Source organism: Aeromonas sp. R2-3 (assembly GCF_040908375.1).
In the GTDB taxonomy this organism is placed as follows: domain Bacteria; phylum Pseudomonadota; class Gammaproteobacteria; order Enterobacterales; family Aeromonadaceae; genus Aeromonas; species Aeromonas veronii.
This window is the reverse complement of sequence record NZ_JBFODP010000003.1, coordinates 76059-92720: the sequence shown is the minus strand read 5'-3', so window position 1 is coordinate 92720 and position 16662 is coordinate 76059. Positions and strand designations below refer to the sequence as shown.

Here is a 16662-nt window from a genome sequence, read left to right as displayed (position 1 = left end):
GCGGGACCGCTCGCGGCTCGGCATTTCATCGACCCGCGAAAACAGGGGAGCGAATTATCCCAAGATAGGCCCAAGGCGCAAGTGTTTCGCGCAACAAATATTCCGGCCATCCACTTCCCTGCTCCCTCACTGGCATCACCACACCGACTAACCGTCCAATATAATCCGCAGTAGAGTCGTTCCAGCCCTTTTTTGGCGATTTTTGTGACAATCATTGCCTCATTTCTGAAATCTGATACAAACGGATAACCTGGCGGTCGAATGGAGCGACCGCCCACATGCCGAGAGAATTGTCTATGCAGCCGTTTTTTGCCCAGCGCTTCGAGAAGGTCGAGCCTTCCTTTATCCGTGAAATCCTCAAAGTTGCCGCCAATCCGGAGATCATCTCCTTCGCCGGTGGCCTGCCCAATCCCCACCTGTTTCCGGTCAAGGCGATCGATCAGGCCTGTCAGGATGTGCTGCGCGAGCAAGGGGCTGCCGCCCTGCAATATGCGGCGACCGAGGGCTTCGCCCCGCTGCGCCAATATATTGCCGACCGCTATCTGGCCCGCCACGGCATGCAGATCAATCCGGACAACATCCTCATCACCAGCGGCTCCCAGCAGGCGCTGGATCTGCTGGGCAAGGTGCTGATCGACGAGGGTCAGGATCTCATCATCGAAGAGCCGGGTTACCTTGGCGCCATTCAGGCTTTTTCTGTCTACCAGCCCACCTTCAAGCCGATCACCCTGGAAGAAGAGGGACTGGACCTGGCAGCGCTGGATGCGCTGCTGGCAAGCGGCTCCAATGCCAAGCTGCTCTACGGCGTGCCCAACTTCCAGAACCCGAGCGGTGTCTCCTACAGCCGCTCCAACCGCGAGGCACTGGCCGAGCGGCTGGTTCGCCACGAGCTGTTGATGGTGGAAGATGATCCCTACGGCGAGCTGCGCTTCGAAGGGGAGCATCTCCCCCCGATTGCCAAGCTGGCGCCAAACAATACCGTGCTGCTCGGCTCGTTTTCCAAAACCGTGGTGCCCGCCTTCCGTCTGGGCTGGATGGTGATGCCGGAGTGGCTGCGCAAGAAGGTGACCATCGCCAAGCAGGCGACCGATCTGCACAGCAACGCCTTCAGCCAGCAGGTGCTGCACCGCTTCCTGACCGACAACTCCCTCGACGCTCACTTGGAGAAGATCAAGGAGGTCTATGGTCGCCAGCGTGCCGCCATGGAGGCCGCGCTGACCCGTCACTGCCCGCCCGGCGTCAGCTACACCCGACCGGAAGGGGGTATGTTCCTCTGGCTGACCCTGCCAACCCACATCAGTGCCATGGCGCTGTTTGACGAGGCGATCAAGGAGAAGGTGGCCTTCGTACCCGGCGCCCCCTTCTACGTGCGCCCCGAGATCAAGAACACCCTGCGCCTGAGCTTCTCCTGCGTCGATGAAGCGACCATTGAAGAGGGGGTCAAACGCTTGGCCCGCGCCCTCCAGCGCATGCTCTGATCGCCCAAGCCAAACCGTACCAACAAAAAACCAGCGAGCGATCGCTGGTTTTTTTATGCTCCCCATTCAACCGTTCAGCCAAACAGGGTCTTGCAAAACTGCTTCATCGGGATGGGGCGGCTGTAACGATACCCTTGCAGATAGTCAACGTGGCGAGCCCGCAGGTAGTCCGCCTGCGACTGCTTCTCGACCCCCTCCGCGATCAGGATCAATTCAAGTCGCTTCGCCAGATCAATCACGTTTTCAACGATATGGCTTGAGAGTGCATCCGTGCCGATCATCTCTACAAAGCTCCGATCAATCTTGAGTGCATCGACCTGAAACTGTTGCAGATAGGTGAGACTGGAGTGACCGGTGCCAAAATCATCGATAGAGATCAACACGCCCAGTTTGCGCAATTCGGCAAACATCTGAGCCGTTGTCTCATCAGCCACCAGCAGTTCACGCTCAGTCAGCTCCAGCCCCAAATCAACGGGATTGTCTTTAAATGCGTCGAGAAACGCCTTGCAGTCAGCCAACAGGTCGAGATCCTGAAAGTGCTTGGCGCTGATATTGAAGCAAAAATGGAACTTTGCCGGCAGCTTGCGGGCATAAGGGGAGAAGTGGTCGCGCACCTGCGCCATCAACAGGCTGGTCATGGGCACGATCAACCCGCTATCTTCCGCCAGCGGAATAAAGCGATCCGGCGAGATCATCCCCTGCTTGGGATGCTGCCAGCGCATCAGCACCTCACAGCCACGCCACTGCTCATCCTCACCGGAGACCACCGGCTGCAGATAGGGGATAAACTCCTCCTCGATCAACGCCCGCTTGAGCTCCTCCGCTGGCGAGCTGCTACGCCCCATCAGCCTGAAGGTGCCGAATCCAATCAGCAGCGCCAGCAGCGGAGAGAGGATCAAGGTATATCTGGAATAGCGCCATGCGTGGCTCCAGTAGTCATGCACCGTGACCCGGGTGACGACCTGGTAGGGGAAATCGGCCGAAGCGAGGGCAATATAGCCCTCTTCTGTCGGAGAGGGCGCCGCCCCGACCTGACCTGAGCCAAACAGTGCCCTCTGCCCCACCACCAGAGCCATCGGGGAGTTCTTGCTGGAGATCTCCAGGGTATTGCGCAGGTAGTAGCCATCTACACCGATCAGCACACTCCCCTTGTCCGTTTCATGACGCAGCACGATCAAGGGGCGATCCGGTGTGACCTCATTGCCAGGCAGCAGTTGCAACCTGCCATCCACATAGCGGTCGGGATTGAAGGGGCCATCGTAGTCACCATAGAGCGAGGTGCAATAGATGTGGCTGCCTACAGCCAGATTGGCGGAACGGACATAAGGCACCGTGGCCACCTGTTCGCGCAGCAGTTGTGCCGCCTCCTTGCACGAGTGACCAAGCATCCCCTTCACATTGATGGCTGCCTGCTGGGCATGGCCGATGGAGCGCTCAAACATCACACGGGCATGCTGCAACCGTGAATCGGCATCACGCTCTGTCTCCGTCACCGTCTGCCAGATAACGGCAACAACCCCCAGCAGCAGGATCCCGCCCCCCATCAGCAGCGCCAAGAGAATCCTCGAGTAAAGCTGGCGAAGTTTCAAACGACGAAATGGCATGGCGGCCTCTTTGATGCTCGGATAATGGGTGACAGCCTCGTTGGACAGGCGAAAAGGGTCGCCATAATAGCGATTGTTCAACAAATGTCCACCCAACAAAAATCAATCAATTCAAACTATTGTTCAACAATATGTCGTAAGAAGAGGATAGAGTTAACAAACGTCAAACAGAAAACTCCCGAAGCACGTCTCACTTGTTGAAGGGAAGCCACACCATTAAAGTTGAGCAAACGGCAGCAGGAGCATGCAGCGATGAAGATTCTTATTACCGGAGGAACCGGCTTTATCGGCCGCAAGCTGGTTGCCCATCTCAAGGTCAATCACGAGGTCGTGGTATTGAGTAGGCAGGGGAGCCGCGCTTACTCCCTGCTGGGCCACGATATCAAGGTATTGGATAACCTCGACCGGCTCGATGACCTCAATGACGTGGACGCGGTGATCAATCTGGCCGGTGAACCCATCGCCGCCGGACGCTGGAGCGAGTCGCGCAAACAGCTGCTCTGCGATAGCCGCTGGCTGTTGACCGAGCAGCTGGTGGATCTCATCAAGCTATCCAGCACGCCGCCCAAGGTGCTGATCAACGCCTCCGCCATCGGCTGGTATGGCAGACAGGGCACCGAAACCCTCGACGAGCAGTGCCGCTCTCCCAACGACGAGTTTACCCACCAGCTCTGCCAGCAGTGGGAGACCCTGGCGCAGGAGGCCCAGAGCCGCCAAACCCGGGTCTGTATCGTGCGGATCGGGCTGGTGCTTGGCATGGATGGCGGCGCCCTGCCCAAAATGCTCCCCCCCTACCGACTCGGACTCGGCGGCCCCATGGGATCGGGCAGCCAGATGATGAGCTGGATCCATGTGCAGGATCTGGTGCGCGCCATGCTGTTCTTGCTGGATCACGAAGAGTGCAGCGGCATCTTCAACGGCACTGCGCCCCATCCGGTCAGCAACCGGGAGTTCAGCCAGACCCTTGCCACCACGCTGCACCGTCCACACCTCTTCTTCGTCCCGGCGCCGCTGTTGCAACTGGTGATGGGGGAGGCGGCCGATCTGCTGCTGACCGGACAAAAGGTGATACCAGCGCGGCTGCAACAGGCCGGTTTTCACTTCAGCTATCCCGAACTGCCGAGCGCCCTCACCAATCTGCTGCGTGAGCCCCGCTAACTCACACCCGCTCGCTGCGTCCGCTCATCAGCACCTCACATAGCAAGCAGCCCGGCCAATGGTCGGGCTGCTTGTTTATTGTGGCTGCGCTATTGCACCTTGTGTGCATCGGCTCGCGCTGGCAGGATTACAACAGTCCCTGACCCAGCCCCCGCAGCCGATCGCTCAGGGTGCCAGCCAGCAGCTGACGCTGCATCCCCTGCCCCGCCAGCGTCACCAGCAGTGCCCCCAGCGTCGGCAGGCCGAGCCAGATAGCCCAGTGGAACTGCCACTGCCCCTCGAACCACCACCACTGCAGGCCAAAGGAGCAGAGCTCCACCACCATGGCGGCACAGAGCCCCGCCAGCGCACCACTGGCCACCAGCTCCCAGCGCAGCATCTTCCTGAGCAGATCGCTGCTGGCACCCAGAGTGCGCATCAGCAGCAGCTCGCGCCGACGCTGAGCCATGCTGGCCTGAGTCTGGGTCAGCAGCACCAGCAGTGCCGCCACTGTCACCAGCCCCAGCATCAGCGCCAGCGCCCTACTCACCTGCTCCGAGACCTGAGTGAGCCGCGCAATCAGGTCATCCACATCGATAAGGCTCACCGTGGGGTGACGGCGGATCAACTCCACCTCGGCAGAGCGCCCCGCCTCGGGCAATCGGTAACTACCAAGCCAGGTACGGGAGAAGGGTGCCAGCAGATCCTCGGAGAAGATCATGTAGAAGTTGGGCCGCATATTGTCCCACTTGATGCTGCGCAGACTGGTGACCCTGGCGCCGAAGCTGCGCCCCTCGATGGTAAAGGCGAGCATGTCCCCCAGCTTGATATCGAGCCGCTTGGCCAGCTCACTATCCACCGACACCTCGCCGGGGCCAGCGAGCCATTTACCGGCCACCAGCTTGTTGTCGATTGGCAGGGTTGTTGTGGTAGTGAAGTTGAGCTCCCGATCGACCCCCTCGCGGCCACTGCTGGCCCCCTCGCCCACCGCCTCACCGGCGATATGGGTCAGCCTGCCGCGCACCATGGGGTAGAAGTCGGAAGTGTTGGCCCCGGCTGCCGCCAGTTCGCTCAGGATCCCCTCCCGCTCGTTCTCCGCCACATTGACCAGAAAACGGTTGGGCGCATCAACCGGGAGACGGGCCGAAAACTCATCCAGCAGATCGACCCGGGCCGCCCATAACAGACCAAACAGCATCAATGCCAGCGCAAAGCCCGCCAGCTGAAACAGGCCGCTGCTGCGCTCGCGCGACAGGTGGGCCAGCGCCAGCCGCAAGGCATGAGGCCCGCTCACTCTCGCTCCCAGCCGCAACATCAACGCAGCCAGCAGGGCCAACAGCCCCATCAGCAAGCCCATGCCACCGACCAGACCCAGCGCCAGCCGCACATCGGCGGTAAAGCCCCAGACCAGCGCAAACAGCCCGAGCAGGCCGACCGGCAGGGCCATCCAGGGGGGAATCCCCGCCTCCAGCTCCCGGCGCAATACCCGCAGCGGCGGCACTTTCAGCAGCCGCAAGAAGGGCACAAAAGCGAGCAGCAGGGTGATAAAGAGCGCCACCGCCACGCCTAGCGCAAAGGGTCGCCAGGAGGGGGGCGGCAGATCCGGCGGCAGCAGATCCCCCAGCAGCTGCAAGGTGATCCACTGCATGGCTGTGCCCGCCACCAGACCCAGCAACGCGCCGATAAGCGTCAACGACAGCAGCAGGGTTCCCATCAGTTGCCAGAGCGAGCGACGGGATGCCCCCAGGGTTTTGAGCAACGCCACCATATTGGTCTGGCGCTCGGCAAAGTGGCGCACCGCAATCCCCATCGCCAACGCCCCCAGCAACACCCCGCTTAGCGAGGCGAGCCGGAAGAAACGCTCGGCATTGGCCAGCGAGCGGCCCACTTGGGATTCGCTGTCATCCGGTTTGATCCACTTCTGTCCGGCCTGCAACTGCGGCAGCAGCCATTGCTCGTAACGGGCCAGCGACTCTCGCGGCCCCTTGAACAGATAGCGCCACTGCTGGCGGCTGCCCGGGAGCAGAGCGCCGGTCGCCTCGATATCGGCACTGTGGATCAGCGCACGCGGCGCCAGCAGGAAGGGGCTGAAGCCCTGATCCGGCTCCTCGCCAAGCAGGCCTGCCACCTTGAGCACCGTATTGCCCACCTCCAGCTCATCCCCCGTTTTGGCCTTGAGCAGCTGCATCACCCGGGCGGAGAGCCAGATCTCGCCGGGAGCCGGGGCACGGGCAGGTTCCAGAGTGAGCTTGCCGTAGAAGGGAAAACCATCGGGCACCGCCCGAATGGAGGCGAGCTGCAAGGCATCACCGTGAAACAGCATGCTGTTGAAGCTGACGGTGGTCTGCACCGCCAAGCCATCCAGTTTCGCTCGTTCCAGCCAACCATCCGGCAGAGCAGCGGCAGTACGCAACACCCGATCCGCCCCGATAAAGTCGCGGCCCGATGCCTTGAGTCCGGCATCGAGCCGATCAGCTACCAGCGCCACACTCAAGATGCACGCCACGCTCAGGGCCAGTGCCAGCACAAACCAGCGCAGTTCGCCGCTGAAACCTTCCCGGCGAAGCAGTCGCCATCCCAATCGCCACTGCATCATCCCTTGCATCTCCCACATGACCCGCAGCTCACCCCGTTACACCACACCATGGGTCACCTCGCGATCCAGCCGACCCGCCGTCATGACCAGTTGCCGCTGGCAGCGTTCGGCCAGCTGATGGTCATGGGTTACCACCACTAGCGTGGTGCCGTGCTTGCGATTGAGTTCAAACAGCAGCTCTATCACCTTCTCGCCGGTCTTGCTGTCGAGGTTGCCGGTCGGCTCGTCCGCCAGCAGCAGACTGGGGCGGGTCATAAAGGCGCGAGCGATGGCCACCCGCTGCTGCTCACCGCCGGAGAGCCGTGGCGGCAGATGGTGCAACCGCTCGCCAAGCCCGACCGCGGCCAACAGCTCGCGAGCTCTTGGTTCGCAATCACGCTCGCCGCGCAGCTCGGCGGGCAGCATCACATTCTCCAGCGCCGTCATGGTCGGGAGCAGCAGGAACGACTGGAACACAAAGCCGATCTGCTCGGCGCGCAATCTGGCCCTCCCCTCTTCATCCAGCTCGCCCAAGGATTTGCCGAGGATTTCAATATCCCCCTGACTCGGCAGATCGAGCCCGGCCAGCAGTCCCAGCAGGGTGGACTTGCCGGAGCCGGAGGCGCCGACCAGGGCCACCGTCTCGCCACTATTGACTTGCAGATCGATCCCTTCAAGGATGGTGAGGCTTTCCTGGCCGAGGCGAACCGATTTGCCGAGGCCCTTGACGACAATAATGGGGGTTGAACTCATGCTCTGTATCCTTTGTTCCAATCCCTTGATGACAATCCATAGCGGGAGTTGAATTGATGGTGCGTATTCTGTTTGTCTTGTTCGTTGGCCTCGGCAGCCTGCTCTCGTCGACTCAGGCCCAGACCCTGTTGGTGCTGGGAGACAGCCTGAGCGCCGGCTATCAAATGCAGGTTGAGCAGAGCTGGCCCGCCCTGCTCAACCAGAAATGGCAGGAGGAGGGGGGCAAACACACCCTGCTCAATGCCAGCATCAGCGGTGAAACGACCCAGGGGGCGCTGGCCCGTCTGCCCGCTCTGCTGAAGGAGCACAAGCCGGACTGGCTGCTGATCGAACTAGGGGGCAACGATGGCCTGCGTGGCTTCGCACCGACCATTACCCGCCAAAATCTGGCCAGCATGATCGCGCTCGCCAAGGAGCAGCAGACCCGTGTGGTGTTGACCCAAATCCAGCTGCCCCGCAACTACGGTGCCCGCTATCTGCGCCAGTTCGAACAGATCTTTCCCGAGTTGGCCCAGGCTAACGATCTGCCGCTGCTCCCCTTCTTTATGGATGATATTGCGCTGCGCCCTGAACTTATGATGAACGATGGTATTCATCCCACCCCGGCGGCCCAGCCACAAATCCGCGATAAAGTCGCCCGCTTTATGGAGCCGCTGCTCAGCCAATAAGCCCGCCGTCTATCGCCAATATCCCATAACCAAGCATCCCGCCAAATCGGATGTTTTGAGCGGTCGACGATCTCTGCGTGGCACCTTGATTCACCCAATCCATCGCCAATACCCAATAACAACACATCCCGCCGAAGCGGGATGTGTTGTTATTGATTTAGCATAACCGGCAGGCAGTTTCTCAGCTTTCCAGCACCTGACGCAGCCGCTCCTGGGCCACGCCGACCAGCAAGTCAGGCTGGAATTTGGAGATAAAGCGGTCGCACCCCACCTTCTTGACCATGGCTTCGTTGAAGTTGCCGCTCAGGGAGGTGTTGAGGGTGATAAAGAGGTCAGACATGCGCGGATCGCTGCGCACCTCGTGGGTCAGGCGGTAGCCATCCATCTCCGGCATTTCGGCATCGGTGATCATCAGCAGGATCTCGTCGGTCACCTTCTTGCCAGCATCGCACCACCCCTTGAGCAGGGTCAGCGCCTGCAAACCATCCTGACACTCGATCACCTCAAGCCCAAGCTGGCCCAGGGTCTCGCGCACCAGATTGCGGGCGGTGCTGGAGTCATCGACGATCAGCACTTTGCGGCCATGCATCTCGGGCAGGATCTCCCGATCCAGCACCTCTTCAGAGATGCGGATGTCATAGGTGATGATCTCCGCCAGCACCTTCTCCACATCGATGATCTCGACGATCTGCTCCACTCCATCTTCGGGAATGCGGGTGATGGCAGTGAGGTAGTTGGCGCGCCCGGCGGAGCGCGGCGGCGGCAGTATATCCTTCCAGGTCATGTTGACGATGTTGGCCACCTGCCCCACCAGAAAGCCCTGAATGGTACGGTTGTACTCGGTGATGATGAGGTTGGATTCACTGTCGATGGGCATGGGGCGCATGCCGATGGCGCTGCGCAGGTTGATCACCGGGATCGAGGTGCCGCGGATATTGGCCACCCCGCTGATATTGTGATGGGAGCCCGGCATCTTGCTCAGATGGGGCAACTTGACCACTTCCCGTACCTTGAAGACGTTGATGGCGAACATCTGACGGGTGCCGAGACGAAACATCAACAACTCGAGGCGGTTTTCCCCCACCAGTTGAGTTCGTTGATCAACGGAATCCAATATACTCGCCATACGCTGATATCCATCTGATTATTAATCGACTCTATTATAGAGGCTGCCCGCCAGGAAAGGCAGGCGCATTTTCAACCAGAGCGACCAACCAGACAAAAAAAGTGAGGCCGAAGCCTCACTTATCTCATTGATTTTAAAGTCAATAGCTACAGACAGACTTCCAGCTGCCATCGGTTGCCTTGGGCTCGCTGCTGGTCCACCAGTTCGCCTGCCACACTACCTTGTTATGGGTGATGCGATCGCCGCCATTGGCATGATCCCCCTGTGGCCAGCTCGGATAGGCCTTGTAGGCCGCCGGATTGACGTTCTGGCTGCTGCAGCTGGTGCCCGGATTCTCGCCGCCACCCGAACCCAGCACGGCCTCCGGCAGGGTCGGGAACTCGACCTTGAGACCAATGGTCTGGCTGCCACTGATGATGCGCATACCGCTCGGCACGCCAGCGGCGGGCAGGTAGTAGGTCATGGCGACTTCAATCTCGGCCCCCGGCGCCAGAGTCTGCCAGCCCGGCAGGTTCATGGCGACCTTGTGGAAGTCCTTCTCGCCCGCAATGCCTTCCGAGTTATCGTTGCCACCGCTCTCCACCACTTTCAGGCCCATGCCACTCTGATCCGTGATGGTGTCAGAGGTGGAGGTGGGCACCAGAAACTCGATGCGAGCGCCGCCCGGAATGGTCTGGGTCGACTTGTTGACCAGCTTGAGTTTCGGGTTGATCGGGTAGTTGGAGTCCCCTTCCTTGAAGCCGGAGAGGCTGACCTGGATGTCGAGCTGGGCGCTCGGCGCGGCCAGATCGTTTTGCTTGGTGTTGTACGGAGTTGCCTTGGCAAACTTCTCATAAGCCAGGGTGGTCAGGGTACTGCCCATGCCGTACTCGTTCTTGGCCGGATCGAAGGCGTAATCACCCGCCATCTCCCAGAACATCACGCCACCCAGACCTCGCTTGATGATGTAGTCGAGCTTGTGGCCCATGGACTCTTCATCTTCGGTTGAGAGGAACACCTTCTTCTCTTCATTCCACAACCAGGGCGCGTGGGCCTTGTCATCGTAGTAACGCACATACTTGCCCTGCATCACGTCGGCCGGATTGTTGGGATCCAGACCCCAGGCAGTGCCATAACTTGGCAATGTGGTGATGCCGAGGCTGGCCGCGTGCTCCAGGTTTTTGGCATGCCACATGGGCACGGCGCCACCGCCGATCTCTTTGCCGTTCTTGTCGAGATCATGCCAGATGTTGTCGATGCCGACCGCCCCGTTGCCGCACGGAATGGTGCTGCCACCTGTGCCCGGCTGGCACTCGTTCTGGCTCGGCAGGGCTGCCTTGCCACCCAGCCCATGACTGCCACCGCTCACCCCCTGCCAACCGCGGGTGTAATAGGGCACGCCAACGTTGATCTTGCCAGCCGCCAGCGCACCGCGGAAGTAGTGGGCAGACCAGGCGGCGTTGAGGTAACCGATACCGCCAAACTGGGTCTGGGTATAGACGCCCCAGTGGGAGAGCTCGGGGTCGGCATTGTTGTCGAACAGGGCCGCATTGTGACCGACAAAGTGGTTCCAGGCGCCGTGGAAGTCGTAGGTCATCAGGTTGACGTAGTCGAGATACTGGGTGACCTGGAAGTTCTCCATCCCGCGCAGCAGATAGGCCGAGGCCGGTGAGGCGATGGTCAGCATATACTTGCGGCCATCTTCGTTACCGGCGTTGTCGAGCCGCGCCCGCAAGGTCTTCATCAGCACCTCGTAATTGGCAAACAGCTTGGCCCGGCACTGGTTGGAGAGCGGGAAGTCGTTGGGATTGCCCGCATCCTTCATCGAAGTGGGGTATTCGTAGTCGATATCGACCCCGTCAAAACCGTACTGGCGGATAAAGCTCACCGCCGAGTCAGCCAGGGTGTTGATACCGGCAGTATTGACCGAGCAGTCACCCTTGGTAGTGGCAGTGTAGAAGCCGCGGGTATCGGCCCAGCCGCCGACCGAGATGAGGGTCTTCACGTCCGGATACTGCTTCTTGTACTTCGACAGCAGGTTGAAGTGGCCCTTGTAGGCGAATTCAGGATCCATCTCGGCACCCGGCACGCCATCCCAGGTCATCTTGGTGGCTGCATCGTCCACCTTGATGGTGTGGCTCTGCTCATCCACCGCCGCGAAGGCATAGTTGATGTGGGTGATCTTGTTCCATGGAATATCGCTCACCAGATAGGCGGGCAGGCCGTTCTTGCCGGTGCGCCAGGAGGTGAAGTAGCCGATGACCCGGCGGGCATGGTCATCCCCCATGCACTCGTAGCCATCCGGGCGATAGACCTGGCGAATGTCACAAGAGAGGTTGCCACCGGTGGGCGGCAGCGCGGCCTCCTCGACATTGACGGTCACTGCCGCCGACTCGCCGCTCAGATTGCTCTTGTCAGTGGCCACCAGCTTGAGGGCGGCACTGCCTTTGGCATCCGGCGTCCAGTTCACCTGCCAGGGGGCAGTGGTATCTTCGCCCACCTTCTTGCCGTCGACATAGAGCTCGACTTTGGCCACATCGTTGTTGGCATCGGTGACGTTACCGCTCACCGCCACACTGCGACCCAGCGTCACCTTGGCGCCATTGGCCGGGCTGCTGATGCTCGCCTTGGGGGCCTCTGGCGCCACCACGGCGGCGACGTTGAAGCTCGAATCCGCTTCGCTCAGCACTTTGCCATCTTTATCCAGCGCGCGAGCCTTGAGGGTATGGGCCCCCACTCCGGCGGCGCTCCAGCTGGCACTCCAGGGCGAGGCGCTCGCCGTGGCGACCAGCTTGCCGTCGACAAGATATTCCACCCGGGCCAACGCCGTTACCGGGCCGCTCAAGGTCACCGCCAGCGCCACACTGGTACCTTCGTTGAAGCTGGCACCGGCAGCCGGTGAGCTGATGGCTACGCCGATCGCAGGAGGAGGCACCTCGCCACCATAGGGCTTCCAGGCATCTGCCCAGACCACCCCGACACCCGGCTCATAGTGATAGGGGGATGCCCCGCACCAGCCTGAATAGGGAAATTCTTTGCATTCATAGAGGGCACCGACGTTGCTGACGATATCGCCAGCCTTGTAGGCAGTACCGGATTTATAGGCGGGATAAGCGGCCTGAGCCCACGCGGGCGCAGCCGCAAGGGCGACCAGCATGGCAAGCCTGCTGGGTCTGAAGAGCTGTTGCATATTGTTATCTTCCTTGTTTTGTCTTGGCATTGGTCACCAAGGCAAAGAACAATCGCAACCTGCATGATGGGCGCAGACAACTGGCAATGGACCTGCCACAAAAACCACCCCTCACCCAGGGAAACCCCGCTATCTGGATCCACGATCGAGACCGGAAGCATTGCGCCCCGACATCACTGCCGGTTTGCCCTTTACCTGGGTTCCGTGAGGAACGAACCCAGTATAGGAAGGCGACAAGATCCCCTCAATCTTTATTCTCAAAGAGAATTATCCCCTGCCACGAAAGCGTCATGATCACAGGGTTAAAATTGATTGAATTATCAAAAAAATCATATCGTTACTGGGATCATAAAAACGCTTTCCCGCACCTTCCCAGATTCATTTAATGTGCGTTGGCTCACTGGTATGACATGCCAGAAATGTGACAATGCGCGCCCTTGGTCAACGAGCCAAGGCTATGGAATCACTGGCAAAAATAAAAAAGGAACACCTATGAAAGGTACTCGTACCCTGCTGTCGCTGGCCGTGGGGCTGGCACTTGCATCCTCAGGCGCCCATGCGGCATTTGTCTGCCCGTCCGATCCGGCTCAACTCACCCCCATCCCGACCATTCAGGGTACAGGCTCCGCCAGCGCGCTGGCCACCCAGACCGTGACCGACAAGAACGGCAATGTGACCGGTAAAATCAGCACGGGCACCTTCAACGTTCGCGGTATCGTGACGACGCTGGGCCAAAGCCTGACCAAGGGGTTCTATCTGACCGACCCGGTGGGTGATGGCGATCCGGCCACCTCTGATGGCATCTTTGTCTATCTGAACGACAAGGACTTCGCGACCAAATATAAAGACATCAAACCGGGGGCTGAACTCTGCCTTGAAGCCAAGGTCGAGGAGTATTACGGCGGCACCCAGCTCAAACCCACCTTCGAATCCAGCAAAGCCCGCCTGCAAGTCACCGCACAAGGGCTGAATGTGCCGACCAGCGTACTGCAGGTCAATGAAGGGGAGACGCTGGCGCAAGCGCTCAATCGCCACGAAGGGATGCGGGTACGGCTCGACAGCCGCAGTGACCTGCACCTGACCCGCAACTACGGCTTCGACTATAAGGTCTATCGCAACAACGTAGAGTTGGCCCACAAAACCCCGCTGATCAAACCGACCCAACTTCATGTTGCCAACAGTGCGGACGCTGTCGCACTGGCCACCAAAAATGGCAGTAACCGTCTGGTAGTCGAGTCTGATTACAAAGCACCGGATGGCGTACTGCCCTGGTTCCCGAGCTGGGATGCCGATCAGGGATATCTGCGCATCGGTGATCAACTGACCGGGCTGGAGGGGGTGATCGTATACAACAAGGATGCGTTCCGTCTGGTGGTACCGAGCGATGTCACCCTGACTGCCGGTGCTCTGCTGCGCAGCCCTGAAGAGGATCGTCAAGACGCGCCAGCTCGCCTCGCTGGCAGCGATCTGCGGATCGGCAGCTTCAACGTGCTCAACTACTTCACCAGCCACTCCAGCATCGGCGGCGCACTCAATATCCTGTGCAAGGATCAGGCGGATGCCGACAACGCCAAAGGTTGCAACCGGGGTGCCAAAAGCCAGCCTGAGTTCGAGAAGCAGCGCACCAAGATCGTCAATGCCATTACCGCAATGGATGCCGATCTGCTCGGCCTGATGGAGATGGAGAACAACGGCTTCGAGGATAACTCGGCCCTCCACAATCTGGTGACCCGCCTCAACGAACAGCAGAAGGATGCGAGCAAACACTACGCCTATGTGCGTCTGCCGGTCACTGCCCTTACCGATGGCAAGTTCTTCGGCGGCGACGCCATCATGGTGGCGATGATCTACCGCCCTGCCCTGCTCACCCCCAGCGGAGATGCCAGCGTCATCAAGCTGCCGGAGCAGCGCTACACCACTGGTGGTGTAGCCAAGACAGCTGGTCAGCGCGATTCTCTGGTTCAGACCTTCACCCTCGCCAAGAGCAAGGAGCCGCTGACGCTGGTGGTCAACCACCTCAAATCCAAGGGGTCAGGCTGCTACGAAAATGGCGATGGCAAGACAGAACCGGCCGACCTGCAGGGCAAGTGTACCGAGTTCCGCGTGAGCGCGGCCAAGGTGCTGGGTGAAGCGGTCAGCAAACTGCCGGGCCAGGTGCTGCTGGTTGGCGACTTCAACTCCTACGCCAAGGAAGATCCGATCCGGGTGCTGACCGACTACAACCCGGCCACCAGCGAGCGGAAGATCGTATCGGCCTCTCACACCTTTATCGGTGAGCAGTCCTATGAACAGCTCGGTCGCGAAGTGACTCGCAGCTACGGCCTGATCGATCTCAACGTCAAATTCAACAAGGAGAAAGCCATCTCCTACAGCTACGACGGGGAGCTGGGCACCCTGGACTATGCCCTCGCCAACTCGGCGCTGGCCAGCAAGGTGGCTGGTGTCGCCGACTGGCACATCAACTCCTTCGAGAGCTCCCTGTTCGAGTACGGCAGCCAGTACACCGGCACCCTGCTCAAGTCTGACAACCCCTTCAGTGCCTCCGACCATGACCCCATCATCGTCGACCTGAGACTGGAGAGCGATGCCACCAAACCGGACACCTCCTCAGGCGGTGGTGCTCTGGGACTCGGCCTACTGGCCCTGTTGCCGCTGGCTTGGCGACGTCGCCGTTAACCACTGGCGTATCTGAATAGTGCAAGCAAAGCCCGCGACTCTCGCGGGCTTTTTCATTCAGGTCATTGGATTTACAAATGAAAGGCGCGGACGTATGGAGAAAATAAATGATGGAGAAAATAAAAAGGCCACCGCGATGCGGTGGCCTTTTTGCTTCTTGTAACAAGAATTTGGTGGAGCTACGCGGGATCGAACCGCGGACCTCTTGCATGCCATGCAAGCGCTCTCCCAGCTGAGCTATAACCCCGATTTTTGTGAATGACCTGCAGTCACTCTGAATTTGGTGGAGCTACGCGGGATCGAACCGCGGACCTCTTGCATGCCATGCAAGCGCTCTCCCAGCTGAGCTATAACCCCAAATTCGGTACTTAATGAATGGTTCTGGCGGCCATTCATCCTAAATAATGGTGGAGCTACGCGGGATCGAACCGCGGACCTCTTGCATGCCATGCAAGCGCTCTCCCAGCTGAGCTATAACCCCACAAAGGTCGGCTTGGGTGATACACACCACACTGCCCTGGGTACTTCATGTCAATCAAGAATCTGGTGGAGCTACGCGGGATCGAACCGCGGACCTCTTGCATGCCATGCAAGCGCTCTCCCAGCTGAGCTATAACCCCTTTGATTCCAGATTGTTCGAGGATAATTTGGTGGAGCTACGCGGGATCGAACCGCGGACCTCTTGCATGCCATGCAAGCGCTCTCCCAGCTGAGCTATAACCCCAACTCACCTCGGCGCTGACGAAGTTATCTCCGGCAACGGAGGCGCATGATAGGCATCACCCGCTTTGCTGTCAACCCTAAAATAACCGCGACTGATTCGTTTAGTCAAAATTGCAGCAGTTCGCTGTTTTTACCAGCAAGACGCGTGCTATCTCTCTGTTTTATGTCACAAATCGGCTCAAGCACCTATAAAGGAGAGGCCGTGCAGCAAGCCTCTTTCCCCGTGCAACGCCCCCGCTCTCAGGCCCCTTTTGCTAGCTGATCATCAGCTTCTCCCCCGTCACCTCGGGAAAGCCTTTCCATAAAGGGCATTGCATTTGAAAACCCTTTCCATGATTTTTGTAAATTTACAACACTGAAAGTTGATCTAGCTCACAAATGACCATAGGATCAAACCGTGACCCAGGTCACACACCATAACCATAAATGACAGAGCGATGAGGTAAACCATGTTTGAGAATCTGGCAGTCCTGTTCCACCTGCGCGGTGCAACCACCAAGAACGGCGTTGTAGAGAAAGATGCCTATGCCCCCTCCACCCGTGAATACTACTTCCGCTACGGCAAATAATTACTGAAAGCCTTTCACGGAAAATGTAATAAAACAACAGCACACATCATCACACAGCCCTTTCGAGGCGCTGTCCTGTCCGGGCCAGATGTTCCACGGCCAAACCTGAACTCCACCAAACAAGAATGGGGCCCGCAGGCCCCATCTTTTATTGCTCCGGATTGTCATTGCACCAGATAGTGCT

Annotated in this window: 9 protein-coding genes, 5 tRNA genes and 1 riboswitch; of the genes, 4 read left to right on the top strand and 10 right to left on the bottom strand. The window is 59.4% G+C overall.

The genetic code is table 11. The features are described from left to right. Positions 1-296: 296 nt before the first annotated feature. Positions 297-1478, top strand: coding sequence for a PLP-dependent aminotransferase family protein (locus tag AB5Z02_RS00415; protein WP_368214916.1), 1182 nt, complete (start codon positions 297-299; stop codon positions 1476-1478). Positions 1479-1552: 74 nt separating this feature from the next. Here the strand turns inward: AB5Z02_RS00415 and AB5Z02_RS00410 are convergent, their stop codons facing one another. Continuing rightward, positions 1553-3082: an EAL domain-containing protein gene (locus AB5Z02_RS00410; protein WP_368214913.1), complete on the bottom strand. Its 1530-nt coding sequence runs from the start codon at positions 3080-3082 to the stop codon at positions 1553-1555. Positions 3083-3334: 252 nt separating this feature from the next. Here AB5Z02_RS00410 and AB5Z02_RS00405 point away from each other — a divergent pair, with 252 nt between their 5' ends. Further along, the gene (locus AB5Z02_RS00405) at positions 3335-4240 is read left to right on the top strand and encodes a TIGR01777 family oxidoreductase (RefSeq protein WP_110302630.1); all 906 of its coding nucleotides are present in this window, start codon (positions 3335-3337) and stop codon (positions 4238-4240) included. 127 nt (positions 4241-4367) lie between these two features. On the opposite strand, the gene AB5Z02_RS00400 is transcribed toward AB5Z02_RS00405, so the two are convergent. Both AB5Z02_RS00400 and AB5Z02_RS00395 read right to left on the bottom strand, forming a co-directional pair. After that, positions 4368-6815, bottom strand: a complete 2448-nt coding sequence (locus AB5Z02_RS00400; protein WP_368215015.1) for an ABC transporter permease — start codon at positions 6813-6815, stop codon at positions 4368-4370. A 36-nt stretch (positions 6816-6851) separates the two neighbouring features. Continuing rightward, positions 6852-7547, bottom strand: a complete 696-nt coding sequence (locus AB5Z02_RS00395) for an ABC transporter ATP-binding protein (RefSeq protein ID WP_139477396.1) — start codon at positions 7545-7547, stop codon at positions 6852-6854. 56 nt (positions 7548-7603) lie between these two features. On the opposite strand from AB5Z02_RS00395, the gene AB5Z02_RS00390 reads away from it, so the two are divergent. Next, the gene (locus AB5Z02_RS00390) at positions 7604-8215 is read left to right on the top strand and encodes an arylesterase (protein ID WP_201992031.1); all 612 of its coding nucleotides are present in this window, start codon (positions 7604-7606) and stop codon (positions 8213-8215) included. 181 nt (positions 8216-8396) lie between these two features. Here the strand turns inward: AB5Z02_RS00390 and AB5Z02_RS00385 are convergent, their stop codons facing one another. Both AB5Z02_RS00385 and AB5Z02_RS00380 read right to left on the bottom strand, forming a co-directional pair. Further along, positions 8397-9341, bottom strand: coding sequence for a chemotaxis protein CheV (locus AB5Z02_RS00385; protein ID WP_005362471.1), 945 nt, complete (start codon positions 9339-9341; stop codon positions 8397-8399). A 139-nt stretch (positions 9342-9480) separates the two neighbouring features. Further along, positions 9481-12477, bottom strand: coding sequence for a glycosyl hydrolase family 18 protein (locus AB5Z02_RS00380; protein WP_368215014.1), 2997 nt, complete (start codon positions 12475-12477; stop codon positions 9481-9483). A 149-nt stretch (positions 12478-12626) separates the two neighbouring features. After that, positions 12627-12709, bottom strand: a riboswitch (cyclic di-GMP riboswitch). Positions 12710-13002: 293 nt separating this feature from the next. Between AB5Z02_RS00380 and AB5Z02_RS00375 the strand changes: the two genes are divergently transcribed. Continuing rightward, positions 13003-15186 (top strand): ExeM/NucH family extracellular endonuclease, encoded by a 2184-nt coding sequence (locus AB5Z02_RS00375; RefSeq protein ID WP_368214910.1) that lies wholly within the window; start codon positions 13003-13005, stop codon positions 15184-15186. 171 nt (positions 15187-15357) lie between these two features. Here the strand turns inward: AB5Z02_RS00375 and AB5Z02_RS00370 are convergent. From AB5Z02_RS00370 to AB5Z02_RS00350, 5 genes are all read right to left on the bottom strand, one after another. Then, a tRNA-Ala gene (locus AB5Z02_RS00370) sits at positions 15358-15433 on the bottom strand. A 34-nt stretch (positions 15434-15467) separates the two neighbouring features. Continuing rightward, positions 15468-15543: transfer RNA gene (locus AB5Z02_RS00365), tRNA-Ala, on the bottom strand. A gap of 48 nt (positions 15544-15591) precedes the next feature. After that, a tRNA-Ala gene (locus AB5Z02_RS00360) sits at positions 15592-15667 on the bottom strand. A gap of 63 nt (positions 15668-15730) precedes the next feature. Then, a tRNA-Ala gene (locus AB5Z02_RS00355) sits at positions 15731-15806 on the bottom strand. Positions 15807-15834: 28 nt separating this feature from the next. Further along, positions 15835-15910 (bottom strand) — tRNA-Ala (locus tag AB5Z02_RS00350). Between the last annotated feature and the right edge of the window lie 752 nt (positions 15911-16662).

Excerpts from the sequence above, each read along its gene's own strand:
- AB5Z02_RS00400 (WP_368215015.1), bottom strand. The coding sequence starts at position 6,815 with ATGATGCAGTGGCGATTGGGATGGCGACTGCTTCGCCGGGAAGGTTTC.
- AB5Z02_RS00380 (WP_368215014.1), bottom strand. The coding sequence starts at position 12,477 with ATGCTGGTCGCCCTTGCGGCTGCGCCCGCGTGGGCTCAGGCCGCTTAT.
- AB5Z02_RS00390 (WP_201992031.1), top strand. The coding sequence starts at position 7,604 with ATGGTGCGTATTCTGTTTGTCTTGTTCGTTGGCCTCGGCAGCCTGCTC.
- AB5Z02_RS00415 (WP_368214916.1), top strand. The coding sequence starts at position 297 with ATGCAGCCGTTTTTTGCCCAGCGCTTCGAGAAGGTCGAGCCTTCCTTT.
- AB5Z02_RS00410 (WP_368214913.1), bottom strand. The coding sequence starts at position 3,082 with ATGCCATTTCGTCGTTTGAAACTTCGCCAGCTTTACTCGAGGATTCTC.
- AB5Z02_RS00405 (WP_110302630.1), top strand. The coding sequence starts at position 3,335 with ATGAAGATTCTTATTACCGGAGGAACCGGCTTTATCGGCCGCAAGCTG.
- AB5Z02_RS00385 (WP_005362471.1), bottom strand. The coding sequence starts at position 9,341 with ATGGCGAGTATATTGGATTCCGTTGATCAACGAACTCAACTGGTGGGG.
- AB5Z02_RS00395 (WP_139477396.1), bottom strand. The coding sequence starts at position 7,547 with ATGAGTTCAACCCCCATTATTGTCGTCAAGGGCCTCGGCAAATCGGTT.
- AB5Z02_RS00375 (WP_368214910.1), top strand. The coding sequence starts at position 13,003 with ATGAAAGGTACTCGTACCCTGCTGTCGCTGGCCGTGGGGCTGGCACTT.